Raw genomic sequence first — 24,184 nt, 5'->3', positions numbered from 1 at the left:
GGGCGGTGTGGACACTGGAACAGGCTCGCTTGAAACAAAGCTAAATGAGCGGCTTCGGCCTACCTTGTAGGATCCTGCCACATCTTGCCGTTTGGTGATCGTGAAAGCGGCACGTATGATGCATCCCAAACTTCCGCAGATTAGAAGCCTATGTCCCTGATAGTTCTACTGCTTCTGCCGTTTATTGGCAGCTGTCTGGCGGCCTTGCTGCCGCACAACGCACGTAACACCGAATCCCTGTTGGCCGGCCTTGTCGCACTGGTCGGTACTATTCAAGTCGCCCTGCTTTACCCTCAGATCGCCCACGGTGGCGTGATCCGCGAAGAATTCATGTGGTTGCCCAGCCTTGGGCTGAACTTCGTGTTGCGCATGGACGGGTTTGCCTGGCTGTTCTCGATGCTGGTGCTGGGCATCGGCACGCTGGTGTCGCTGTATGCGCGCTATTACATGTCGCCGGACGACCCGGTGCCGCGCTTCTTCGCGTTTTTCCTGGCATTCATGGGCGCCATGCTCGGGCTGGTGATCTCCGGCAACCTGATCCAGATCGTGTTCTTCTGGGAACTGACCAGCCTGTTCTCGTTCCTGCTGATTGGCTATTGGCACCACCGCGCCGATGCGCGACGCGGCGCATACATGGCGTTGATGGTCACCGGCGCCGGCGGCCTGTGCCTGTTGGCGGGCGTGATGTTGCTGGGGCATATCGTCGGCAGCTATGACCTGGACCGGGTGCTGGCGGCGGGCGATCAGATTCGCGCCCATTCGCTGTACCCGGTCATGCTCGCCCTGGTACTGATCGGCGCCCTGAGCAAAAGCGCCCAGTTCCCCTTCCACTTCTGGCTGCCCCACGCGATGGCGGCCCCCACGCCGGTGTCGGCGTATCTGCATTCGGCGACGATGGTGAAGGCCGGCGTGTTCCTGCTGGCCCGCCTGTGGCCCTCGCTGTCCGGCAGCGAAGAATGGTTCTGGATCGTCGGCGGTGCCGGCGCGCTCACCCTCCTCCTCGGCGCCTACTGCGCCATGTTCCAAAATGACCTCAAGGGCCTGCTGGCCTACTCCACCATCAGCCACCTCGGGCTGATCACCTTGCTGCTGGGTCTCAACAGCCCACTGGCTGCCGTCGCAGCCGTTTTCCATATTCTCAACCACGCCACGTTCAAGGCCTCGCTGTTCATGGCGGCCGGCATCATCGACCATGAGAGCGGCACGCGGGACATCCGCAAGCTCAGCGGGCTGGTCAAGCTGATCCCGTTTACCGCGACCCTGGCGATGGTCGCCAGTGCCTCGATGGCCGGCGTGCCGCTGCTCAATGGATTCCTGTCCAAAGAGATGTTTTTTGCCGAGACCGTGTTTATCTCATCGACCGCGTGGGTCGAAATTGCCCTGCCGCTGATTGCGACGATTGCCGGCACGTTCAGCGTGGCCTATGCCCTGCGCTTTACCGTGGATGTGTTCTTCGGTCCGCCTGCCACCCATCTCCCGCACACGCCCCACGAACCGCCGCGCTGGATGCGCGCGCCGGTCGAGTTGCTGGTGTTCACCTGCCTGCTGGTGGGGATCTTCCCGGCTCAGGTGGTCGGTTCGATCCTCGCTGCCGCCGCCCTGCCCGTCGTCGGCGGTGAACTACCGGAATACAGCCTGGCGATCTGGCACGGCTGGAACGCGCCGATGATCATGAGCCTGGTGGCGATGTCCGGCGGCGTGGTGTTGTACCTGCTGCTGCGCAAGCAACTCAAGCGCGGTCGCTTCAAATACCCGCCCATCATCAGTTACTTCAACGGCAAGCGCGGCTTCGAGCGCAGCCTGGTAGTGATGATGCGCGGCGTGCGCAAGATCGAAAAACGCATCAGCACCAAGCGCCTGCAGACTCAACTCTTCTTGCTGGTATTGGTGGCGGTGATCGGCGGCATGATCCCGATGCTCAACAGTGGCTTGAGCTGGGGCGATCGCCCGAAAATCCCAGGCTCCATCGTGTTCGTGACCCTGTGGCTGCTGGCAATTGCCTGCGCCCTGGGTGCCGCCTGGCAAGCCAAGTACCACCGGCTGGCGGCCCTGACCATGGTCAGCGTGTGCGGCCTGATGACCTGCGTGACCTTCGTGTGGTTCTCGGCGCCGGACCTGGCGCTGACCCAGTTGGTTGTGGAAGTGGTCACCACCGTGCTGATCCTGCTGGGTCTGCGCTGGCTGCCCCGGCGGATAGAGGAGGTGTCGCCATTGCCGAACACCTTGCGCAAAGCGCGGATTCGACGGGTACGCGACTTCCTGTTGTCGACCGTGGTGGGTGGCGGCATGGCGTTGCTGTCCTATGCGATGCTGACCCGCCAGACGCCCAACGATATCTCCTCGTTCTACCTCAGCCGTGCCCTGCCCGAAGGTGGCGGCAGCAATGTGGTGAACGTGATGCTGGTGGATTTCCGCGGCTTCGACACACTGGGTGAAATCACCGTACTTGGCGCCGTGGCGCTGACGGTATACGCCCTGCTGCGCCGCTTCCGCCCGTCCAAGGAAAGCATGCAATTGCCCGCGCAACAGCGTCAGTTGGCGCCGGACGTGGCCACCGACCTGGTCAACCCGCGCCAGGCCAGCGACACCGCCCTGGGCTTCATGATGGTGCCGGCGGTGCTGGTGCGCCTGCTGCTGCCGATTGCGCTGGTAGTGTCGTTCTACCTGTTCATGCGCGGGCACAATCAGCCAGGCGGCGGGTTTGTCGCGGGCCTGGTGATGTCCGTGGCGTTTATCCTGCAATACATGGTTGCCGGCACGCAGTGGGTCGAGGCGCAGATGAGCCTGCGGCCGATGCGCTGGATGGGCTTTGGCCTGTTCTCGGCGACGCTGACCGGTCTCGGCGCACTGTTTGCCGGGTATCCATTCCTCACCACCCACACCTGGCATTTCAGCCTGCCGGTGCTCGGCGATATTCACATCGCCAGCGCCTTGTTCTTCGACGTCGGCGTGTACGCCATGGTCGTAGGCTCCACGCTGCTGATGCTCACCGCCCTCGGTCACCAGTCCGTGCGTGCCCATAAACCGAGCAACCAGGCCAAAGTAGTTGCCGCAACGGAAGGAGCCGCCTGATGGAAGAAGTCATCGCAATTGCCATTGGGGTCCTGGCCGCCTCCGGCGTCTGGCTGATCCTGCGGCCACGGACGTTCCAGGTGGTGATGGGCCTGTGCCTGCTGTCGTACGGGGTCAACCTGTTCATTTTCAGCATGGGCAGCCTGTTTATCGGCAAGGAGCCGATCATCAAGGACGGCGTGCCACAAGACCTGCTCAACTACACCGATCCGCTGCCCCAAGCGCTGGTGCTCACCGCCATCGTGATCAGCTTCGCCATGACCGCGCTGTTTCTGGTGGTGCTGCTGGCCTCACGGGGCCTGACCGGCACTGACCACGTGGATGGCAGGGAGCCCAAGGAATGAATTGGGTCAACCAACTGATCGTCGCCCCCATCCTGCTGCCGTTGCTCACCGCCGCACTGATGCTGATGCTCGGCGAAAAACGCCGTCCGCTGAAGGCCAAGATCAACCTGTTCTCCAGCGTCATCGGCCTCGGCATCGCGATCCTGCTGTTGTACTGGACGCAAAAAGGCGGCCCCGGCTCGATTGGCGTCTACCTGCCGGGCAACTGGCAGGTGCCATTCGGCATCGTGCTGGTGGTCGACCAACTCTCGGCGTTGATGCTGGTGCTTACCGGGATCATCGGTGTGAGCGCGCTGCTGTTCGCCATGGCCCGTTGGGACCGTGCCGGCACCAGCTTCCATGCACTGTTCCAGATTCAGATGATGGGTTTGTATGGCGCATTCCTCACGGCGGACCTGTTCAACCTGTTCGTGTTCTTCGAGGTGCTGCTGGCGGCGTCCTATGGTTTGATGCTGCACGGTTCCGGCCGTGCGCGGGTGTCGTCGGGGCTGCATTACATTGCGATCAACCTGCTGGCCTCGTCGCTGTTCCTGATTGGCGCGGCGATGATCTACGGTGTCACCGGCACGCTGAACTTCGCGGACCTGGCGCTGAAAATCCCGCTGGTGCCCGAGGCCGATCGCGGACTGTTGCACGCAGGTGCCGCTATCCTCGCGACCGCGTTCCTGGCCAAAGCTGGCATGTGGCCGCTGAACTTCTGGCTGGCCCCCGCCTACTCCTCGGCCAGCGCGCCGGTGGCGGCGATGTTTGCGATCATGACCAAGGTCGGCGTGTACACCGTGCTGCGCCTGTGGACCCTGTTGTTCTCCGGCCAGGCCGGTGCATCGGCATTGTTTGGCGGCGATTGGCTGGTGTATGGCGGCATGGCAACCATCCTCTGCGCCGGTTTGGCGATGGTGGCGGCGCAGCGGCTGGAGCGCATGGCCAGCTTGAGCATTCTGGTGTCGGCGGGAATCTTGTTGTCTGCCGTCGGTTTCGCTCAACCAAGCCTGACGGCGGGAGCGCTTTTCTATCTGGTCAGCTCGACGTTGGCGCTGAGTGCGCTGTTCCTGCTGGCTGAACTGATCGAACGTTCGCGCTCGGCCAATGACCTGCCACTGGATGAGGAAATCGATGCGTTGCCCAAGGCCATGGAATCCCTGCATCCACGGCCCGGCGTGAACCTCGACGATGAACAGAAAGCCGTGGTCGGCCAAGTGATTCCCTGGACCATGGCCTTCCTTGGCTTGAGCTTTGTTGCCTGTGCACTGCTGATTATCGGCATGCCGCCGCTGTCCGGGTTTATCGGCAAGCTCAGCTTGTTGAGCGCGCTGGTCAATCCGCTGGGCCTGGGTGTCAGCATTGACGCGCCGATACGCCCGGCTGCCTGGGGCTTGGTCGCACTGTTGATCCTGTCTGGCCTGGCCTCGCTGATCGCTTTCGCCCGCCTGGGCATCCAGCGTTTCTGGACCCCGGAAGAGCGCCCTTCGCCGCTGCTGCGTCGCTACGAGTGCCTGCCGATCTTCTTCCTGCTGGGCCTGAGCATCCTGCTCACCTTCAAGGCCGAGCCGCTGATGCGCTACACCCAGGACACAGCCGTCAGCCTGAACAACCCGGAACACTACGTGATGGCGGTGATGGCCACGCGTCCGGTGCCAAGCCCTGAAGCCAAGACCGCCGCGCTGGAGGTGCAACCATGAAGCGCCTGTTCCCTGCCCCGTGGTTGTCGCTGGCGTTGTGGTCGTTGTGGCTGGTGCTGAACCTGTCCGTGAGTCCCGGCAACCTGCTGCTGGGCGCCTTGCTAGGCTTTCTTGCGCCATTGATGATGGCGCCGCTACGCCCCTTGCCGATCCGCATTCGCCGCCCTGGGGTGATCATTCGCCTGTTCTTCCTGGTCGGCCGCGATGTAATCATCTCCAACCTGCAAGTGGCCTGGGGCGTATTGATGTGCGGCACACGAGCGCCGCGGTCGCGCTTCGTCAAGATTCCCCTGGACCTGCGCGACCCCAACGGCCTGGCTGCGCTGTCGATGATCACCACCGTGGTGCCCGGCACTATCTGGTCGGAACTGGCGCTGGACCGCAGCATCCTGCTCTTGCACGTGTTTGACCTGGAGGACGAAGCGCCCTTCATCGAGCACTTCAAGACCACCTACGAACGGCCCCTGATGGAGATCTTCGAATGAGCGCCCTGCTCTCCAATGCGATCCTGTTGAGCCTGTTCCTGTTCTCGCTGGCCATGGTGCTGACACTGATCCGCCTGTTCAAAGGCCCGTCGGCCCAGGATCGGGTCCTGGCGCTGGACTATTTGTACATCCTGGCGATGCTGATGATGCTGGTGCTGGGCATTCGTTATGCCAGTGACACGTACTTTGAAGCGGCGCTGCTGATTGCGCTGTTTGGCTTCGTGGGCTCGTTTGCCCTGGCGAAATTCCTGCTGCGTGGGGAGGTGATTGAATGATGCCGTTATGGGTGGAAGTGATCGTGGCCGTGCTGCTGGTATTGAGCAGTGTGTTTGCGTTGATTGGCGCGATTGGCTTGCTGCGGATGAAAGACTTTTTTCAGCGCATGCACCCGCCGGCACTGGCCTCGACCTTGGGCGCATGGTGCGTGGCGCTGGCGTCGATCATCTACTTTTCGGTGCTCAAGTCCGGGCCGGTGTTGCACGGGTGGTTGATACCGATTTTGTTGTCGATCACGGTGCCAGTGACCACGTTGCTATTGGCCCGCACCGGACTGTTCCGCAAGCGTATGGCCGGTGATGATGTGCCGGCCGAGGTCAGCAGCCGCCGCTGATTCATCAAGCGAACCCCCTTGAAAAATGTGGGAGCGGCTTGCTCGCGAACGCGGTGTGTCAGAAACACATACAGTGACTGATACTCCGCTTTCGCGAGCAAGCCCGCTCCCACATTGGGTTGTGTATCAGACATAAGACCTGATGTGCGCTGCCAATTCCGCCAGTTCAGCATCATCCGCCCGCACATAATCGTGGGACGAGATATAGCCCTCGTACGCCTCGAAGAACTTCTCCACCTTGGAGCTGATCGGCTTGAAGGTACTGTCACACCCCGTCCCGTGCATGGGAAACAACTTCGCATGCAGGTGGTCCACCCCATACCCTTCCAGCATCATCCCGGTGCGCGCCACATCCGGAAACGCCCGGTCGATCTGCAACGCGGTCTTCTTCGCCGCTATCGCGAGCCCGGCCAACACTTCATCCGACTGCGCAAACGCATAGCTGCCGTAATGCTGCTTGGGGATCACTACGCTGAAACCCGGCGTATTGGGGAAGATCGACAAAAATGCCATATGCTGGTCGTCTTCCCACAGGATGTGCGCCGGGGAAGTCTTTTTAACGATGCTGCAGAAAATACATTCCATTTGAATCACCGCCAGTTGGGTCGTGGCGACCATCTAAAGCCAGGATCAGGCGGGCGTCAAAATAAATGCGCATTTTCCGAAATGCCCCAAGGACGTATGCGATGAGCAAAACCTACACCCCCGCCTCCGCCGCAGCCGATGTCGAAACCACCCTCGCCTGGCTCGGCGGGCGCTGGAAGCTGATCATCCTGTTTCACCTGTTCGGCGGCCAGGTGCAGCGTTATTCCGACCTTGAACGGCTGATCCCGGATATCTCACAGAAGATGCTCGCTCAACAATTGCGCCAGCTCGAAGCCGATGGTCTGGTGCAGCGCACGGTCTACCCGGTGGTGCCGCCCAAAGTGGAGTACCGCATGACCGAGTGGGGCCAGAGCCTGTGCCCGGTGCTGGATGGCCTGCTCAAATGGCAGGCCGCCAAAACGACACGCTAGACCGTGGGCACGGTGCCGCCGTCGATCACGCACTCGGTACCGCTGATCGACGCAGCGCGGGGCGAGACCAGGAAAGCGATCAAATCAGCCACTTCCTCAGGCTTTGCAGGCCGACCCAAAGGTATGCCACCCAGCGCCTGCATGATGATCTGCTTGCCACCTGCGTAATCGGTTCCGGCTTCGTCCGCCAGACGCTCTGCCAGCGCGACCGCCGCATCCGTCTCCACCCAACCCGGCGAAACCCGCACGACCCGAACGCCCTTGGGCGTCACTTCTTTCGACAGGCTCTTGCTGTACGTCGCCAACGCTGCCTTTGCAGCGGCATACGCCGTGGTCGATTCCGGCAACGGCAACTCCCGCTGGATCGACGTGACATGAATGATCACACCTGCCCCACGCTCGACCATGCCCGGCAACAGCGCCCGATCCACGCGCACCGCCGCCATCAGGTTCTGGTTGAGCGCATTCGCCCATTGCTCATCATCGAGCACCGCAAAACCACCGCCCGGCGCACTCGAACCGCCGAGTACATTGACGATGATATCCACGCCGCCAAATTGCTCCTTCACCGCCTGGGTAGCGCTGGTGCAACCGGCGGCAGTGCCCAGGTCGGCGGCGATGAAATGCACACCCTCGGGTGGCGAAACCACCGCCGAACGCGCGACCGAAACCACCTGGGCGCCCTGCGCCTGCAACACGGCAACCACGGCCGCACCGATACCTTTGGTGCCACCGGTGACCAGCGCGCGAAGGCCTGTTAGTCCGAGATCAAAGCTCATGGAACCTACTCCTGGTTAAAAGAAAACCCAGGATAGGAACGGGACGAACAGGCCACAAGAACGCACGAAAAGGTAATGGGCTCACTCAAAAGTAAGTGTCCGGATTCATGGGGCCTGCGCAACACACCCAACGGAAGGAGCCGGCTTGTCAGCACCTAGCGATGCATCGGGTGGCAATCGATGCGCTCGCCGTTACAGGATCTTTGCACCAAATCTGTTCAGGCGTGGCATCCAATGATCCAGGATGTCCGCAGAGGCCAGCACATGATGTGCGCGCCCGATCAGAAGCCGACGTGGCACGAAGCCGATGTACCGCGAGTCATCGCTGTTATCGCGGTTGTCCCCCAGCATGAAATAGCTTTCGGCCGGCACCACCACCGGCCCGAAATCACGCAACGCGCGCACCGTCGGCATGAACTGCACCGTGCGCTGACGGTTGGCCACCCACTCATTCAGCTTGATCCCCGGCACCGTATGGCCGGGAACAATCGGTTCGCTGATGTCTTGCGCATCACTGTAGGTAGCAGGCACGCCGTTGACCCACAACACTTCATCTTTCATTTCCAGGGTGTCACCGGGAATGCCGACAATGCGCTTGATCAGGCGCATGCCATCCTTGGGCGACGAGAACGTCACCACGTCACCGCGCTGAGGGTTATCGAGCCTGGCCAGGGAAATGTCCGTGAGCGGCACCTTGAGGTCATACGCCACCCGGTTCACCAGCACCACATCGCCCTCCAGCAAGGTCGGGCGCATGGAGCCAGAAGGAATGGGGTTCCAGTCAGCCAGGGACGTACGGAAAACGCCGAAGCACATCCAGAAAATGATTGCGTAACGGTAACGGATCAACCAACTTCGCATACATCCTCGCACTGCAGAAAGGGGTGTCAGGGCTGCTTCTTAGACGCCCGGTTGTTGCACGCGGGGATTAAATTAACATTAGCGTCCAAGCGCACTAAAAGGAGTTTCCGCCATGGATATCAAATGCTCAGTCTTCATCGCAGCGAGCGTCGACGGCTTCATTGCCCGTCCGGACGGTGATATCGACTGGTTGCATCGACCCGAGTATGAAGCCAGCGAGTTGAGCGGCGTGACCTATGAAAGCTTTATCGCCACGGTGGATGCGCTGGTGATGGGGCGCAAAACCCTGGAGAAAGTGCTGTCTTTTCCCGAGTGGCCCTATGAGGGTACGCCGGTCATTGCGCTCTCCCATCAGCCTCTGCGGATCCCTGCGCATCTGGAGGGCAAGTTGGAGGTCATGGCGGGAGACGTCACCTCACTCATGGCAACGCTAGCCGAACGCGGTATGAAGCACGTCTATATCGACGGCGGCCAGACGATTCAGACGTTTCTTGAAGCAGGCCTGGTCAATGAGCTGATCATTACGCGTATCCCGGTTGTGCTGGGGCAAGGTATTCCACTGTTCAACCAGCTTGGCAGTGAGCATGCGCTGCACCACGTCGGAACCTACGTGTCGGACAATGGTTTTGTTCAGAGCCAATATCAAGTGAGGGCAGGCGCTCGCGCCGCGCAATAGGGACTGGAGTTCAGGATGACTCAACACATTATTGTCATTGGCGGCGAGTCCACCGAAGACATGACCCGCATGACGCGTATCGATAAACACATCGTCGCGTCATAAGGCAAAACGCACCCTAGCGTGCTCTATATCTCCACCGCCAATGGCGATGACCGAATCAAGATTTCCGATTTCACCGCCAAATATGAAAGCGCTGGCTGTCGCGTAACCTCGCTGGCATTTTTTATTTCACCCTTCCCCAACGCCAATCATGTTTCATCACTCTTTGAGCAAGCCGACATCATTTACGTACCAGGCGGAAATACCCGCGCCATGTTGGCGGTCTGGCACGAATTTGCTGTCGTGGACCATCTGAAGAAGGCCTGGGAAAACGGCAAAGTCCTATGCGGTGTCAGTGCAGGCGCCATTTGCTGGTTCGAGCATGGGCATTCCGACTCAGGGGGAGCGTTTGCGCTGGTTCAGGGCCTGGGATTGCTGCCTGGAGCGCTGTGTCCGCATTTCAGCTCAGAAGCAGGAAGGGAAACCTCGTTTGTCGAGCTTGTTCAGCTTGAGGGGATACAACCCGCGTACGCGGTCGACGATGGCGTCGCTTTGCATTTCAAGGACGGTAAGTACCACGAGACGATCTATAACGACGCAACGAGTAACGCCTATAAAGTCAGTACAAGGCCCCCCTACCTAGCACAGGTATTGCAAACTTCAGGCGAGTAAGCGAAGCAAGGAAATTTCCGACAGCAGTCATTTGGCTTTTGAGATCGACGGCAATCCTCGCAGCGTGGCCTTGGGAATGTGTCGGATGCTGGAGGGGATCCAGCTAATGATGGATAAAACACTAAGCCTCAAAGACCATTCGACTCACACATAAATCTGAAACCGAAGAGTTCGCAAAGTGCGCACGGTAAAAAATGTGGGAGCTGGCTTGCCTGCGATTGCAGCAGGTCAGTCAACATTTCCGGTGACTGACACTCCGTCATCGCAGGCAAGCCAGCGCCCACAGTAGATCGAGTGAGCCGTTAAACGGTGTGCAAAAAAACGCCCCGAACCAGTCGGGGCGTTTTTCATTTAGCGTTTACCGATCAAGCCTGATCAGCCAACCGCCATGTCGTCCCACCCTTGCCGTCTTCCAACACCACACCCATCGCGGTCAATTGGTCACGGATACGGTCGGACTCGGCCCAGTCTTTGTTGGTGCGCGCAGCCAGACGCGCCTGGATCAACGCATCCACCTCTGCCGCATCCACACGCCCTTCGGCGCCGGCTTGCAGGAAGTCATCGGCTTCCATCTGCAACACGCCCAGCACGCTGGCCAGCTCTTTCAAGCGTGCCGCCAGGCCCGCCGCTGCATCAAGATCGCTCTCGCGCAGGCGGTTGATCTCGCGCACCATCTCGAACAGTACCGCGCAGGCTTCAGGGGTGCCGAAGTCGTCGTTCATGACTTCGGTAAACCGTGCCACGAACGTTTCGCCGCCAGCCGGGGCAACGGCGGGCAGGCCTTTCAACGCATGGTAGAAACGTTCCAGGGCGCCTTTGGCGTCCTTGAGGTTGTCTTCCGAGTAGTTGATGGCGCTGCGGTAGTGGCTGGACACCAGCAGGTAACGCACCACTTCCGGGTGGTACTTTTCCAGCACGTCGCGGATGGTGAAGAAGTTGTTCAAGGACTTGGACATCTTCTCGCCATTGATGCGGATCATACCGCAGTGCATCCAGGCGTTGGCGTAGGTCTTGCCGGTGGCGGCTTCGCTTTGGGCGATTTCGTTTTCGTGGTGCGGGAACTCGAGGTCGCTGCCGCCGCCATGAATGTCGAAGGTGTCGCCCAGGCAGCAGGTGGACATCACCGAGCATTCGATGTGCCAACCCGGACGGCCCGCGCCCCATGGCGATTCCCAGCTCGGTTCGCCCGGCTTGGTGGCTTTCCACAGCACGAAGTCGAGCGGGTCTTGCTTGGCTTCGTCGACTTCGATGCGTGCGCCGATACGCAGGTCTTCGATTTTCTTGCGCGACAGCTTGCCGTAGCCCATGAACTTGGCGACGCGGTAGTACACGTCGCCGTTGCCTGGGGCGTAGGCGTAACCCTTGTCGATCAGGGTCTGGATCATCGCGTGCATGCCAGGGATGTGATCGGTGGCACGCGGTTCCATGTCCGGCTTGAGGATGTTGAGGCGGGCCTCGTCCTCGTGCATCGCAGCAATCATGCGCTCGGTCAGCGCGTCGAACGACTCGCCGTTTTCGTTGGCGCGATTGATGATCTTGTCGTCGATGTCGGTGATGTTGCGCACATAGGTCAAGTCATAGCCGCTGAACCGCAACCAGCGGGTCACCAGGTCGAAGGCAACCATGCTGCGGCCGTGGCCGATGTGGCAATAGTCGTACACGGTCATGCCGCACACATACATGCGCACCTTGTTGCCATCCAGCGGCTTGAAGACTTCTTTGGTTTTGCTCAGCGTGTTGTAGATCGTTAGCACGATGCTTCCTTTTCTCTCTATGCAAAGCCGCTCACGGCTGCATCACTGGCCCCACGAATCACGCAAGGTCACGGTACGGTTGAATACCGGCTGACCGGGTTTCGAGTCCTTGATATCCGCGCAGAAGTAACCTTCGCGCTCGAACTGGAAACGATCTTCCGGCTGTGCGTCGGCCAAAGATGGCTCGGCACGACAACCCGTCAGTACTTGCAGGGAGTCAGGGTTGATGTTGTCGAGGAAGCTGGCGCTGTCTTCAGCCTTTTCAGGGTTCGGCGAGCGAAACAGGCGATCGTACAGGCGCACTTCACACTCGATGCTGGCCGCCGCCGGCACCCAGTGGATCACGCCCTTGACCTTGCGGCCTTCAGGGTTCTTGCCCAGGGTGTCCGGGTCGTAGGAGCAACGCAGTTCGACGATGTTGCCATCGGCGTCCTTGATCGCTTCGTCGGCGCGGATCACGTAGCTGCCGCGCAAGCGCACTTCGCCGTTCGGCTCCAGGCGCTTGTAGCCCTTTGGCGGCTCTTCCATGAAGTCATCGCGGTCGATGTAGATTTCGCGGGCGAACGGCAGCTTGCGCACGCCGAGCTCTTCTTTCTGCGGATGACGCGGCAGTTCGAGGTGGTCGACTTTGTCTTCCGGGTAGTTGGTGATCACCACCTTCAACGGACGCAGCACGCACATGGCGCGCGGAGCGTTGGCATCGAGGTCCTGGCGGATGCTGAATTCGAGCATGCCGAAGTCGACCACGCCGTCGGAACGGTTGGTGCCGACCATGTCGCAGAAGTTGCGGATCGAAGCAGGTGTGTAGCCACGGCGACGGAAACCCGACAGCGTGGACATGCGCGGATCATCCCAACCGTGTACGTGCTTTTCATCCACCAGTTGCTTGAGCTTGCGCTTGCTGGTGATGGTGTAGTTCAGGTTCAAGCGGCTGAACTCGTACTGGCGCGGGTGCGCCGGTACCGGCAGGCTGTCGAGGAACCATTCATACAGCGGACGGTGGCTTTCGAACTCCAGGGTGCAGATGGAGTGGGTGATGCCTTCGATGGCATCCGACTGACCGTGGGTGAAGTCGTAGTTCGGATAGATGCACCACTTGTCACCGGTCTGGTGGTGATGGGCGTGGCGGATGCGGTACATGATCGGGTCGCGCAGGTTCATGTTCGGCGAGGCCATGTCGATCTTGGCACGCAGTACGCGGGCGCCGTCCGGGAACTCACCGGCGCGCATGCGGGCGAACCAGTCCAGGTTCTCTTCCACCGAGCGGTCGCGGAACGGGCTGTTCTTGCCCGGCTCGGTCAAGGTGCCACGGTATTCCTTGGCCTGCTCCGGGGTCAGGTCGTCAACGTAGGCCTTGCCGGCCTTGATCAGCTCGACGGCCCAGTCGAACAACTGGTCGAAATACTTGGAGGCATAGCGCACTTCACCGGACCATTCGAAGCCCAGCCACTTGATGTCGCTTTCGATGGCGTCGATGTATTCCTGGTCTTCCTTGGCCGGGTTGGTATCGTCGAAACGCAGGTGCGTGACGCCACCGAACTCCTGGGCCAGGCCGAAGTTCACACAGATCGACTTGGCGTGACCAATGTGCAGGTAACCGTTGGGCTCTGGCGGGAAGCGGGTGACGATCTGCGTGTGCTTGCCCGAATCCAGGTCCGCCTGGATGATCGGGCGCAGGAAATTGACCGGGACGGCAGGTCCGGCCTTGGAATTCGAGGTAGGGTCGACAGTGGGCTTGCTCATAGGATCCTTGAACAGACGAGTACGTGGCCGGGCTAGGCCGACAAAACAAAGGCGATATCATAGCTGATGCTGTCAAGTACCTGACAGAGCGAGGCCGAAAACTGCTGCATTTATTGCATCGGCGGTAAAAAACCACCTCGAAATTCCTGCAGGGCACGCTAAACTGCGCGCCTTGGCCGCAGTTTCGCCATACCGGTCGTGGTGCCCAGGCACCCAAACCCACGAATTCCCTGAAAAGAGTAGTGAACATGACTCAAGTCAAACTGACCACCAACCACGGTGACATCGTCATCGAGCTGAACGCCGAGAAAGCGCCGATCACCGTCGCCAACTTCATCGAGTACGTGAACGCCGGCCACTACGAAAACACCGTTTTCCACCGTGTCATCGGCAACTTCATGATCCAGGGCGGCGGTTTCGAGCCTGGCATGAAAGAAAAGAAAGACAAGCGTCCAAGCATCCAGAACGAAGCGGACAACGGCCTTTCCAACGACAAGTACACCGTCGCCATGGCCCGTACCATGGAGCCGCATTCGGCCTCCGCGCAGTTCTTCATCAACGTCGCCGACAACGCCTTCCTCAACCACAGCGGCAAGAACGTACAGGGCTGGGGCTACGCGGTATTCGGTAAAGTGACCGAAGGCCAGGACGTCGTCGACAAGATCAAAGGCGTGCAGACCACCGGTAAAGCCGGTCACCAGGACGTTCCGGTAGAAGACGTTATCGTCGAGAAAGCCGAGATCGTTGGGTGATATTGCTGATTTCAGATTTGCATCTGGAAGAGGAGCGCCCGGATATCACCCGGGCGTTTCTGGATCTGCTCCACACCCGCGCCCGTGGCGCCCAGGCGTTGTACATTCTGGGGGACTTCTTTGAAGCCTGGATTGGCGACGATGGGATGACGCCCTTTCAGCGCTCGATTTGCGCAGCCCTGCGCGAACTGAGCGACAGCGGCACCCCGATTTTCATCATGCACGGCAACCGCGACTTCCTGATCGGCAAGGCGTTCTGCAAAGCAGCAGGTGCCACCTTGCTCAAGGACCCGAGTGTCGTGCAACTCCATGGCGAGCCCGTGCTGTTGATGCATGGCGACAGCCTCTGCACCCGCGACGTCGGCTATATGAAGCTGCGACGCATCCTGCGCAACCCGATTGTGCTGTTTATCCTGCGGCACCTGCCCCTGAGCACGCGCCATAAACTGGCACGCAAGCTGCGCAGTGAAAGCCGCGCGCAGACCCGCATGAAGGCCAACGACATCGTTGATGTTACCCCCGAGGAAGTGCCACGGGTGATGCAGCAGTTTGGCGTGCGCACCCTGGTCCACGGCCATACGCACCGCCCCGCCATTCACAAGTTGCAGATTGGCGATCAGGCGGCCAAGCGCATTGTGCTGGGGGATTGGGACAAGCAGGGCTGGGCGTTGCAGGTGGATGAGCAAGGGTTTCAGTTGGCGGCGTTTGATTTTGTGAACCCGCAATTGGCGTTGCCTGGCGCATGACCTCCCCCCTGACTCCCTGTAGATCGAGATCTGAATGTGGGAGCGGGCTTGCTCGCGAAGGCGGTGACTCAGTCGATACATGAGTTGACTGGCACACTGCCTTCGCGAGCAAGCCCGCTCCCACATTTTTGACCGCTTACATCCTGTGATCAGTGCCCGGAAGCTTCCGGCCCGGCCTTCGCGCCAAACGGCGGCTTGGCCAGCCACACCAGCAGCATCAACCCCATGAACATCCACCCCAGCAACGTGAAGTAGTCCACGGTGGACATCATGTACGCCTGGCTGGTGAGAATCTGGTCCAGCTGCGTGTAGGCCTTCTGCCCTGCCCCACCCAGTGCCTGCAGGGCATCGCGGGTGGCCGAGTCGTAGGTGGTCATGTTTTCGCTCATGTACGCATGGTGCTGGTCTGCACGGCGAATCCAGATCCAGGTGGTCAGCGACGCCGCAAAACTACCGCCCAGGGTCCGCAGGAAGGTTGCCAGGCCAGCGCCGTCGGCAATCTGGTGCGGCGGCAGGTCGGACATCAAGATGCTCAGGGTCGGCATAAAGAACAGCGCCACGCCGATACCCATGAACAGCTGCACCAGGGCGATGTGCTGGAAGTCCACTTCATTGGTGAAGCCTGCGCGCATGAAGCAACTCAAGCCGATCGCCAGGAACGCCAGCCCCGCCAGCAGGCGCAGGTCGAACTTGTGCGCGTACTTGCCGACAAACGGCGACATCAAGACCGGCAGGATGCCGATGGGCGCTACCGCCAGCCCCGCCCAGGTGGCGGTGTAGCCCATCTGGGTCTGCAGCCATTGCGGCAGGATCAGGTTGATACCGAAGAAACCCGCGTAGCCCAGAATCAACACAATGGTGCCGATACGGAAATTACGGTAGGCAAACAGCCGCAGATTCACCACCGGGTGTTTGTCGGTCATTTCCCAGATGACGAATACCGCCAGCGCAATCACCGAAATCGCCGCGCCAATGATGATGAAGTTGGATTCGAACCAATCCAGGTCATTGCCCTTGTCGAGGATGATCTGCAAGGCGCCGACACCGACAATCAGGCTCAGCAAGCCAACGTAGTCCATCGGCTGGTAACTGGTTTCGACCGGACGCTTCTTCAACTGTGAACGCACCACCATCACAGCAAAGATGCCGATGGGGACGTTAATGAAGAAGATCCACGGCCAGCTGTAGCTGTCGGTGATCCAACCGCCGAGGATCGGCCCTGCAATGGGCGCCACCACCGTGACCATCGCCAATAACGCCAGGGCCATGCCGCGCCTCGCCGGCGGGTAGACCGCGATCAGCAGGGTCTGGGTCATCGGGTACAACGGCCCGGCCACCAGGCCTTGTATGACCCGGAAGGCGATCAGTTCGGGCATCGACGTAGAAATACCACAGAGAAACGACGCCAACACAAACAGCAGGGTCGCCCACAAGAACAGCTTCACCTCGCCAAAGCGGCGGCTCAACCAGCCGGTCAGCGGCAAGGCAATCGCGTTGCTCACCGCAAACGAAGTGATCACCCAAGTGCCCTGCTCCGAACTCACGCCGAGGTTGCCGGAAATGGTCGGCAACGCCACGTTGGCGATGGTGGTGTCGAGCACCTGCATGAAGGTCGCCAGCGACAGGCCAATGGTGGCCATCAACAGGCTGGGTGGCGTGAAGGAGGCGTTATTGCTCATCAGCGTTGCACAGCCTTAGGCGCGGCGAGGCTGTTGTCATGGATCAACTGGTTGATCATGGCGTCAGCTTCAGCGAGTTGGCGGTCATACACGTTGGTGGTGAACGAGGCTTTCTGCGGCGCCTGTTGCGCCAGTACCGGGCCGCTCTGGTCGTGCAGGTCGACATTGACCAAGGTGCTCAAGCCCACGCGCAACGGATGCTTGGCCAGCTCATCGGCGTTGATATGGATACGCACCGGCACCCGTTGCACAATCTTGATCCAGTTACCCGTGGCGTTCTGCGCCGGCAGCAGGGCAAACGCGCTACCGGTACCGGCGCCCAGGCTGTCGATGGTGCCGCTGAATTTCACGTCGCTGCCGTAGATGTCCGACTCAATGTCCACCGGCTGCCCGATACGCATGTCGCGCAGTTGCGTTTCCTTGAAGTTGGCATCGATCCACAGCTGATTCAGCGGGATCACCGCCATCAATGCGGTGCCCGGTTGCACGCGTTGGCCCAGTTGCACGGTGCGCTTGGCCACATAGCCGGTGACCGGTGCGATCAGGGTGCTGCGCGCATTGGTCAGGTAGGCCTGACGCAATTGTGCGGCGGCGGCTTGCACGTCGGGGTGGGACGAGATCACGGTGTCATCCACCAAGGCATTAGTGGTTTTGAGTTGCTGCTCAAGGTTGGTCAGTGCGTTTTTCGCCGCCGTCAGGCTGTCACGGGCGTGGGACAGTTCTTCCTGGGAAATCGCCCCGCCCTGGGCCAGGGCTTTACGTCGGTTGAAGTTGTCCTGGGCGGTTTGCACGTCGGCTTTCTGCGCATTGACCTGAGCTTTCATGCCGTCGACGTTGCTGTACAAGCCACGCACCTGGCGCACGGTGCGCGCCAGGTTGGCCTGGGCACTTTGCAGGCCGACGGCGGCATCGTTCGGGTCAAAGTTGACCAGCACCTGACCCTCATGGACCAGGTCGCCATCGTCGGCGCCAATGCTGACCACGGTGCCGGTGACCAGCGGGGTGATTTCCACCACGTTGCCGTTCACGTAGGCGTCGTCGGTGCTTTCGTTGAAGCGGCCGTAGAGCTCATACCAGCCCCACACGCCCACCACCGCCAGGACGACGATCAGCGCCAGGCCGATCAGCATCACTTTGCGTTTGCGTGGGTTGTTGTCTTTAGGTTGTTCGGTTGCGTTGGTGTTTTCAGCAGTGGCCATGACAAATACCTCAAATTATTCCGTGCGTGTGGCTGGGGTGGTCGCTGCCACGTTGTCGGCGCTGTAGCCACCGCCCAGGGCCTGCATCAGTTGAATCGACAGATCGATCTGCGCGGCATTCAGGGTCGCCAGCTGGCGCTGGGCCTGCAGCAATTGCTGCTCGATGCTGAGCACGTCCAGGTAGTTACCGATCCCGGCGCTATAACGCTGCACGCCGGTGTCGTAGGACTGCTGGGCAATGTCAGCGGCATGTTGCTGGGCCTGGATCTGCCGGCCGGTGTCGCGCAGTTGTGAAAGGGTGTTGCCGATATCGCCCAGGGCTTGCACCAGGGTCTTGTTGTACTGCGCCACGGCCAGGTCATAGTCGGCGTCGCGCGCATCCAGGTCGGCGCGCAGGCGGCCGCCGTCGAAGATCGGCAGCGAAATTGTTGGTGCGATATTGAAGAAGCGGCTGGCCGAACCAAACATCGCGTCACCCAGCAACGACTCGGCCCCGGCGCTCGCGCTCAGGTTGAGGTTGGGGTAGAAGCGGGTCTTGCTCGCATCAATGCTTTTGCCCGCCGCCTCGACACGCCAGCGCGCAGCAATCAAGTCCGGGCGACGACCCAGCAGTTCAGCCGGCAGCACTGAAGGCACGGCGACCGCGCTGGGTTTCAGCACGTGGGGACGGGCCAGCTCATTGCCACGGTCCGGGCCTTTGCCGAGCAGCACCGCCAGGGCGATTTTCGCGCTCTGCAGTTGTTTTTCCGCATCAATCAGTTGCGACTGGGAGCTGGCTTCCAGGCTTTCGGTCTGTTGGTACTGGTAGTGGCTGTCGATGCCCGAGTCCAGGCGGCGTTTGCTCAGGTCAAGCATCTGCCGGGTGCGCTTGAGGTCGTCGTTGGCCAGGTCGCGCACGATGTGCGCTTGGCCCAGGTCGCTGTAAGCCTTGGCGACGTTGGCGGCCAAGGTCAGGCGCGCCGCCTGCTGATCGACCTGGGCGGCGCGCGCCTCGCCCAACGCGGCTTCCCAGGCAGCGCGCTGGCCACCCCAGAGGTCGAAGTTGTAGTTGAAGCTGGCGCCGATGTTGCGCACGGTCGAGTAGGCATCGCCCTGCCCCCGCGGGTCCTGATCCTTGGCCAGGCGTGAGCGGCTCACACCCGCGCTGGCGTCGAGAGTCGGCATGCGCTCGGCATTGGCGGCGTAAGCGGCCGCTTCGGCCTGATGGGCACGGGCGCTGGCGACTTGCATGTCGGGGCTGTTCTGCAGGGCTTCCTGGATCAGGCCGTCCAGCTGTGGGTCGCCGAGGTTTTTCCACCAGTCAGCGGTGGGCCAGGCGGCGCTCGACAAGGTCATGCCGCTGAGGGACTTACCGGCTTGCAAGGTGCTGGCGTCGAGGCGTTTGCCTTGGGTGTCGAGGCCGCTGTAGTTGGCGCAACCGGCCATGCTCATGGCCACGAGCACCAGGCATAAGGCGCGTGTGTTCATTAATTACCTACCCGCTGGATGACGATGGCGTCACCGGCAGCTACCAGAATTTTCTTGAGGATGCGCTCCAGGGTCTGCAACTCGCCGGGCTCCAGGGCACCCGCCAATTCGTTCATCGACTGGGCGCCGATGTACGGCAGCATGTCCGCCAGGCGCTTGCCGTCTTCCGTAAGCACCAACCGCACCTGGCGCCGGTCCTGCTCGGAACGCTGGCGCGCGAGCAAGCCTTTCTGCTCCAGGCGGTCGAGCATGCGGGTCATGGAACCGCTGTCCAGGGACAGGTTGCGGCACAGCTCCGCCGGGGTATCCACGTCGAACTGGGCGATGATGATCAACACCTTGAACTGCGCGGCTGTCACGCCGTGCGGCTCCATATGGGTGTCGATAATGCGGTCCTTGAGCAGCGCCGCCCGGCCCAGGAGAAGGCCGAGGTGGCAGTTGCGAAAGCTGTCAGGGGTGAAGTGGGGCATCGGAAGTCACCTTATTACTGCCTAGGCAGTGAATGTATGATAAGATGTTACTGCTTAGGCAGCGAATGTCAAATGGAATTATTAGCTTGCTTGGTATCTGGCGGATGAGTGGCGGTGTTCTAAGGATCGTCTGATTTTTCCTGCGCTCGGCCACCCCTAGAGTGCCGGGATGAGATTAAAGAGCTACCTGCACCAGATCAGCCCCGTACTATCCACGCCCAATGCCGCGCGTCGCCTGTTGCGCATTTTTGCGTTGGTACTGTTGGTGGGCATCTTGGGCGGTGTGTACAGCTTCCTGCTATTCACCTTCAACAATGAGATCTCCCAGCGGCGCAGCTACATGAGCAGCGCCATTGCCGAGGCGCATACGTTTTTCACCACCCGTGAAGCCGTGCTGGAAAGCCTCAGCCTGTCGGCGACACGCAATGCCAAACTGGACCTGCCGGTCTCCGATGAAGAGATCCGCCTGTTGCTGGGAAACACCCCAGGCAAACAATGGAGTATCTGGCTGACCGAACGCATGCGTGCCTTCTTGAAGTCCAAGCAGCTCAACCTGCTGTATGTCAGCACGGATGCCCAGGTGCTGCGGCTATACGATGCGACGCCCGTGGCTGCGGATTTTCCCGCGGCCATGCTTGAGCAATTGCACGCCCTCAAGCAGCAGAAAACCCTGCAGGAACTCTGGCTGACCCATGCCACGGACGGACACTCACAGCTGTACATCTTCATTCGCCTGGATGAACGCGACCTGAACTCCGGCTGGCTCGGCCTGGAAATGGACGACCGTGAAGTCTCTAACGCCTTGAGTGACCACAGCGCTGGCGACTTCACTATGTTCAATACCCAGGGTATGCCGCTATTCAGCAACAGCCATAGACCACCACCAGGACAAAATCTGCCGCACCTGCGCCAGCAGGACTTCTTCGGCTTTGTCGGCGATGGCTGGCTGCCCGAGCAAATTGTGCTGCGCAAACAACTGAAGTCTTCGGACTGGCAGCTCACCTACTCCATCGACCTGCGCGCGGTCCTTTGGGCACTCTGGCCGCAGATGCTCGGCGCCCTGCTGTTCTGCCTGCTGACCATCAGCCTGGTGTGCCTGCTGACCCGCCGCTTGGAACACCGCTTCATCACCCCGGCGATCCACCGCATCCAGGCGCTGGTGGAAAGCGAGCTGTTCAGCCGCGACGTGATCCAGACGGCCCCCGTAGCGCTGTGCGTGCTACGTCGCACCGATGGCGCAGAGGTACTGAAAAACACCCTTGCCCAACAATGGCTCGGCGAACGTGGCGCACAACTCGGTCCCGGCTGGATCCGTCAGGCGTTCGACCCCGACGCACCGTCCCTCACCGACTACTTCGAAGCCGCCGACGGCCGCCATCTGTACCTGAGCTGCGCGCCCACCCGCTACAAAGGCGAAGACGTGTTGCTCTGCGCCTTCAGCGATATCAGCGCGCGCACGCAGATCGAAGCGGCGCTGGAACAGGCACGCCAGTCCGCCGACGCAGCCAACGAAGCGAAGACACTGTTCCTGGCCACCATGAGCCATGAAATCCGCACGCCCCTGTACGGCGTACTCGGCACCCTCGAACTGCTCGCCCGCACCCGCCTGGATGCCCAGCAGAAAAGCTACCTGCACGCCATCGAAGGATCGTCTGCGACGCTGCTGCAACTGATCTGCGACGTGCTCGACGTGTCGAAAATCGAAGCCGGACAACTGGCCCTGGAATTAAGCGAGTTCTGTGTGCCGACCCTGGTACAGGAAGTGGTGCAAGGCTATGCGGCAGCGGCACACAGCAAAGGCTTGCAGCTGTATGCCTGCCTCGACCCGCAACTGCCCCGGCGCTTGATCGGCGACGCCAGCCGCGTGCGCCAGATCCTCAACAACCTGCTGAGCAACGCCGTCAAGTTCACCGACTCCGGTCGCGTGGTGCTGCGGGTCAAAAAGCTCGGCCGCGAAGGCGAACGGGTGTGCCTGCAATGGCAAATTTCCGACACCGGCAAAGGCATCGCCCCTGCCGACCAGGCGTTCATCTTTGAACCGTTCTACCAGAGCGAAGGCAACTCCCATGTGATCGCCGGCACCGGCCTGGGCCTGCCAATCTGTCTGCGCCTGACCCACTTGATGAACGGCACACTACGCATGGTCAGCGAGCCGGGACTGGGCAGCAGCTTTTCACTGACCGTGCCACTGGAGCAACCTTCCGGCAACGCGCCGCAGAGCTTGCAGGCACTGGCGCCGGAGATCGTGTATGTGCTGTCGCCGATCCGCGAACTGGCCGACAGTCTCTGCGGCTGGCTGCGCCGCTGGGGCGCGCGCGCGCAGGTCGGTCTGCCGACCAGCACGCAGCTGGCGGGGCACTGTGTATTGCTTGAACTCATGGAACGCCGCCTCGACTTGCCCTGGCAGGGGCCACGGGTACTGGCCAGCAATGACGGAGCCCACGAACCGCAGTTCAACGGCGATGGCTGGCAGGTCAACCTGAACGACCTGGACGCGATCCAACAAGCGGTTCGCCACGCCCAGAACGGCCAAGTCGTGCCACCCCAGACGCGCTGCGAAGCGCGCGACCTGCGCCCCTTGCACCTGCACATCCTGGTGGCCGAAGACAACGTCATCAACCAGTTGATCCTGCGCGACCAGCTTGAGGAACTCGGGTGCAGCGTGGAACTGGCCGGTGATGGAGAAGACGCCTTGGCACGCTGGCACGAAGGCACCTTTGACGTCGTCCTCACCGACGTCAACATGCCTAGGCTCAACGGCTACGAACTGGCCGAAGCACTCCGGCGGCTGGGCTGTACCACCCCGATCATCGGCGCCACCGCCAACGCCCTGCGCGGAGAAGAGGCCTTGTGCCTGGCGGCCGGCATGAATCACTGCCTGGTCAAACCCTTTACGCTGCGAGCCTTGTCCACTGTCCTGGCTCCCTACGAACGAGCCACCCATGAAGCCCTGTAGCATTTTGATTGTCGAAGACCATCCCTTTCAGCACCTGTATTTGCAGAACCTGTTCAGCGAGTTGGGCGATTTCGACCTGGTGTGCGCCAGGGACGGTGAAGAAGCACTGGCCTGCCTGAAACAACGTGATTTCGACCTGGTGCTCACCGACCTGCTGATGCCGGGCATGGACGGCGTGCAATTTATCCAGGGCCTCGCTGCGCAACCGTCACGTCCGGCGCTGGCAATTATGAGCGCCGCGTCGCGGCGCATGCTGATGGGTGCGAGCCTGGTGGCGAGCAACCTGCAAGTGAAGGTGATCGGGCTGATCTCCAAGCCGGTGAATGCCGCCGCTTTGCGCTGCCTGACCGATCAGTTGCAAGCGCTGCGTCAGGTCGCACCGGCAGAGATCCAGCCGGGTATTGATTGCCAAAGCCTGATGAACGCCCTGGTCAATGGTGACCTGCAAGCCTGGTTCCAGCCCAAGAAGGCCCTGAGCAATGGCCGCATCGTCGCGGCCGAAGCCTTGGTGCGCTGGGCCCACCCCGAGCATGGGCTGTTATTGCCCGGTGTGTTCCTGCCGGCATTGATTGCCTGCAACCTGGAGGAACGCCTGTTGTGGTGCGTGCTGAAACAGGCGATGGCCGCCCAAGCCACGTGGCGCCAACAAGGCTACGACATCCCGGTATCGATCAACTTGCCCACTCACCTGCTCAACAGCCACGACCTGCCCGACCGCATCCAGGCGTTCGTGCTGGAACACCAGGGCTTGCCCGCGCGCATCTGTTTCGAGCTGATGGAGTGCTCGGTACCGGATGACATCAGCAACTTCTACGCTGGGGCCTGTCGCTTGCGCATCAAGGGCTTTGGCTTGTCCCAAGATGATTTCGGCAAAGGCTACAGCTCGTACATGAACCTGGTATCGGCGCCTTTCACCGAGTTGAAAATCGACCGTGCACTGGTGCAAGGCTGCAACGCCAACGAGGAACTGGCCCAGGCGCTCACCAGCATCGTCAGCCTGGGACGCCAGCTGGGTTTGATCGTGGTGGCTGAAGGTGTAGAAACCGCGCAAGAACTTGCGCTGTTGCGTAAAATCGACTGCACTCAGGTCCAAGGATTCCTGATCTCCCACGCCGTGTCTGCGGATCAGTTCCAGCAATTGCTGACCCACGACGGTCCGGCGAGCGCCTATTGACCCGCCGG

At 60.8% G+C, this 24,184-nt stretch carries 22 protein-coding genes and 1 pseudogene; 14 read left to right on the top strand and 9 right to left on the bottom strand.

Annotated elements, in window-relative coordinates:
• Positions 1 to 150 precede the first annotated feature (150 nt).
• Genes BMZ57_RS05090 through BMZ57_RS05065 form a run of 6 tightly spaced genes read left to right on the top strand, consistent with a single transcriptional unit; the run spans position 151 to position 6,190 of the window.
• Positions 151 to 3,072 (top strand): monovalent cation/H+ antiporter subunit A, encoded by a 2,922-nt coding sequence (locus BMZ57_RS05090; protein ID WP_038453379.1) that lies wholly within the window; start codon positions 151 to 153, stop codon positions 3,070 to 3,072.
• Complete coding sequence (locus BMZ57_RS05085) at positions 3,072 to 3,416, top strand: Na+/H+ antiporter subunit C (protein WP_003192163.1); 345 nt, start codon at positions 3,072 to 3,074, stop codon at positions 3,414 to 3,416. Before BMZ57_RS05090 ends, BMZ57_RS05085 begins: the two co-directional genes overlap by 1 nt.
• Complete coding sequence (locus BMZ57_RS05080; RefSeq protein ID WP_010209510.1) at positions 3,413 to 5,095, top strand: monovalent cation/H+ antiporter subunit D; 1,683 nt, start codon at positions 3,413 to 3,415, stop codon at positions 5,093 to 5,095. The genes BMZ57_RS05085 and BMZ57_RS05080 overlap by 4 nt, the downstream gene beginning before the upstream one ends.
• Positions 5,092 to 5,580 carry a Na+/H+ antiporter subunit E gene (locus tag BMZ57_RS05075; RefSeq protein WP_010209508.1) on the top strand — a complete coding sequence of 163 codons (489 nt, stop codon included), beginning with the start codon at positions 5,092 to 5,094 and terminating at the stop codon, positions 5,578 to 5,580. Before BMZ57_RS05080 ends, BMZ57_RS05075 begins: the two co-directional genes overlap by 4 nt.
• The gene (locus BMZ57_RS05070; RefSeq protein WP_010209507.1) at positions 5,577 to 5,855 is read left to right on the top strand and encodes a K+/H+ antiporter subunit F; all 279 of its coding nucleotides are present in this window, start codon (positions 5,577 to 5,579) and stop codon (positions 5,853 to 5,855) included. The genes BMZ57_RS05075 and BMZ57_RS05070 overlap by 4 nt, the downstream gene beginning before the upstream one ends.
• Positions 5,852 to 6,190 (top strand): Na+/H+ antiporter subunit G, encoded by a 339-nt coding sequence (locus BMZ57_RS05065; RefSeq protein ID WP_010209506.1) that lies wholly within the window; start codon positions 5,852 to 5,854, stop codon positions 6,188 to 6,190. Before BMZ57_RS05070 ends, BMZ57_RS05065 begins: the two co-directional genes overlap by 4 nt.
• Before the next feature lie 126 nt (positions 6,191 to 6,316).
• On the opposite strand, the gene BMZ57_RS05060 is transcribed toward BMZ57_RS05065, so the two are convergent.
• Entirely contained in the window at positions 6,317 to 6,775 is a 459-nt protein-coding gene (locus tag BMZ57_RS05060) for an HIT family protein (protein ID WP_010209505.1), read from the bottom strand.
• 101 nt (positions 6,776 to 6,876) lie between these two features.
• On the opposite strand from BMZ57_RS05060, the gene BMZ57_RS05055 reads away from it, so the two are divergent.
• The gene (locus BMZ57_RS05055; RefSeq protein WP_047540869.1) at positions 6,877 to 7,206 is read left to right on the top strand and encodes a winged helix-turn-helix transcriptional regulator; all 330 of its coding nucleotides are present in this window, start codon (positions 6,877 to 6,879) and stop codon (positions 7,204 to 7,206) included.
• Here the strand turns inward: BMZ57_RS05055 and BMZ57_RS05050 are convergent.
• Together BMZ57_RS05050 and lepB are read right to left on the bottom strand one after the other, a co-directional pair.
• Positions 7,203 to 7,985: an SDR family oxidoreductase gene (locus BMZ57_RS05050; protein WP_047540868.1), complete on the bottom strand. Its 783-nt coding sequence runs from the start codon at positions 7,983 to 7,985 to the stop codon at positions 7,203 to 7,205. The two genes, BMZ57_RS05055 and BMZ57_RS05050, sit on opposite strands and share 4 nt — an antisense overlap.
• Before the next feature lie 192 nt (positions 7,986 to 8,177).
• Positions 8,178 to 8,846, bottom strand: a complete 669-nt coding sequence (gene lepB / locus BMZ57_RS05045) for a signal peptidase I (RefSeq protein ID WP_029529106.1) — start codon at positions 8,844 to 8,846, stop codon at positions 8,178 to 8,180.
• Between the two features lie 112 nt (positions 8,847 to 8,958).
• Here lepB and BMZ57_RS05040 point away from each other — a divergent pair, with 112 nt between their 5' ends.
• From BMZ57_RS05040 to BMZ57_RS30110, 3 genes and pseudogenes are all read left to right on the top strand, one after another.
• Complete coding sequence (locus BMZ57_RS05040; RefSeq protein WP_042572126.1) at positions 8,959 to 9,522, top strand: dihydrofolate reductase family protein; 564 nt, start codon at positions 8,959 to 8,961, stop codon at positions 9,520 to 9,522.
• 123 nt (positions 9,523 to 9,645) lie between these two features.
• On the top strand, positions 9,646 to 10,236 hold the full coding sequence (locus BMZ57_RS05035; protein WP_069672534.1) for a Type 1 glutamine amidotransferase-like domain-containing protein: 591 nt from the start codon (positions 9,646 to 9,648) through the stop codon (positions 10,234 to 10,236).
• Between the two features lie 22 nt (positions 10,237 to 10,258).
• Positions 10,259 to 10,390 (top strand): annotated as a pseudogene (locus BMZ57_RS30110) (DUF6124 family protein); the annotation flags it as partial.
• Positions 10,391 to 10,601: 211 nt separating this feature from the next.
• On the opposite strand, the gene cysS reads toward BMZ57_RS30110, so the two are convergent.
• Both cysS and BMZ57_RS05025 read right to left on the bottom strand, forming a co-directional pair.
• Positions 10,602 to 11,990 carry a cysteine--tRNA ligase gene (cysS, locus tag BMZ57_RS05030; RefSeq protein ID WP_042572124.1) on the bottom strand — a complete coding sequence of 463 codons (1,389 nt, stop codon included), beginning with the start codon at positions 11,988 to 11,990 and terminating at the stop codon, positions 10,602 to 10,604.
• Between the two features lie 42 nt (positions 11,991 to 12,032).
• On the bottom strand, positions 12,033 to 13,733 hold the full coding sequence (locus tag BMZ57_RS05025; protein ID WP_010209497.1) for a glutamine--tRNA ligase/YqeY domain fusion protein: 1,701 nt from the start codon (positions 13,731 to 13,733) through the stop codon (positions 12,033 to 12,035).
• Positions 13,734 to 13,981: 248 nt separating this feature from the next.
• Between BMZ57_RS05025 and BMZ57_RS05020 the strand changes: the two genes are divergently transcribed.
• The gene (locus tag BMZ57_RS05020) at positions 13,982 to 14,485 is read left to right on the top strand and encodes a peptidylprolyl isomerase (protein ID WP_010209496.1); all 504 of its coding nucleotides are present in this window, start codon (positions 13,982 to 13,984) and stop codon (positions 14,483 to 14,485) included.
• Entirely contained in the window at positions 14,482 to 15,231 is a 750-nt protein-coding gene (gene lpxH, locus BMZ57_RS05015) for a UDP-2,3-diacylglucosamine diphosphatase (protein WP_069672533.1), read from the top strand. Before BMZ57_RS05020 ends, lpxH begins: the two co-directional genes overlap by 4 nt.
• A 149-nt stretch (positions 15,232 to 15,380) precedes the next feature.
• On the opposite strand, the gene BMZ57_RS05010 is transcribed toward lpxH, so the two are convergent.
• The 4 genes from BMZ57_RS05010 to BMZ57_RS04995 are packed head-to-tail and all read right to left on the bottom strand — an operon-like array spanning position 15,381 to position 20,046.
• A complete protein-coding gene (locus tag BMZ57_RS05010) occupies positions 15,381 to 16,910 on the bottom strand; it encodes a DHA2 family efflux MFS transporter permease subunit (protein ID WP_010209494.1) in 1,530 nt (509 codons plus the stop codon).
• Positions 16,910 to 18,109 (bottom strand): HlyD family secretion protein, encoded by a 1,200-nt coding sequence (locus tag BMZ57_RS05005; RefSeq protein ID WP_010209492.1) that lies wholly within the window; start codon positions 18,107 to 18,109, stop codon positions 16,910 to 16,912. The genes BMZ57_RS05010 and BMZ57_RS05005 overlap by 1 nt, the downstream gene beginning before the upstream one ends.
• A 15-nt stretch (positions 18,110 to 18,124) precedes the next feature.
• Entirely contained in the window at positions 18,125 to 19,576 is a 1,452-nt protein-coding gene (locus tag BMZ57_RS05000) for an efflux transporter outer membrane subunit (RefSeq protein ID WP_069672532.1), read from the bottom strand.
• The gene (locus tag BMZ57_RS04995) at positions 19,576 to 20,046 is read right to left on the bottom strand and encodes a MarR family winged helix-turn-helix transcriptional regulator (RefSeq protein ID WP_045791922.1); all 471 of its coding nucleotides are present in this window, start codon (positions 20,044 to 20,046) and stop codon (positions 19,576 to 19,578) included. The genes BMZ57_RS05000 and BMZ57_RS04995 overlap by 1 nt, the downstream gene beginning before the upstream one ends.
• A gap of 169 nt (positions 20,047 to 20,215) precedes the next feature.
• On the opposite strand from BMZ57_RS04995, the gene BMZ57_RS04990 reads away from it, so the two are divergent.
• Positions 20,216 to 23,002: an ATP-binding protein gene (locus BMZ57_RS04990; protein ID WP_010209488.1), complete on the top strand. Its 2,787-nt coding sequence runs from the start codon at positions 20,216 to 20,218 to the stop codon at positions 23,000 to 23,002.
• A complete protein-coding gene (gene pvrR, locus BMZ57_RS04985) occupies positions 22,989 to 24,176 on the top strand; it encodes a response regulator cyclic di-GMP phosphodiesterase PvrR (protein WP_010209487.1) in 1,188 nt (395 codons plus the stop codon). Before BMZ57_RS04990 ends, pvrR begins: the two co-directional genes overlap by 14 nt.
• Positions 24,177 to 24,184 lie beyond the last annotated feature (8 nt).

This window comes from Pseudomonas simiae, from assembly GCF_900111895.1.
Classification (GTDB): domain Bacteria; phylum Pseudomonadota; class Gammaproteobacteria; order Pseudomonadales; family Pseudomonadaceae; genus Aquipseudomonas; species Aquipseudomonas simiae.
The sequence above is the reverse complement of the archived record's forward strand: the minus strand, read 5'-3'. Positions and strand labels throughout refer to the sequence as shown.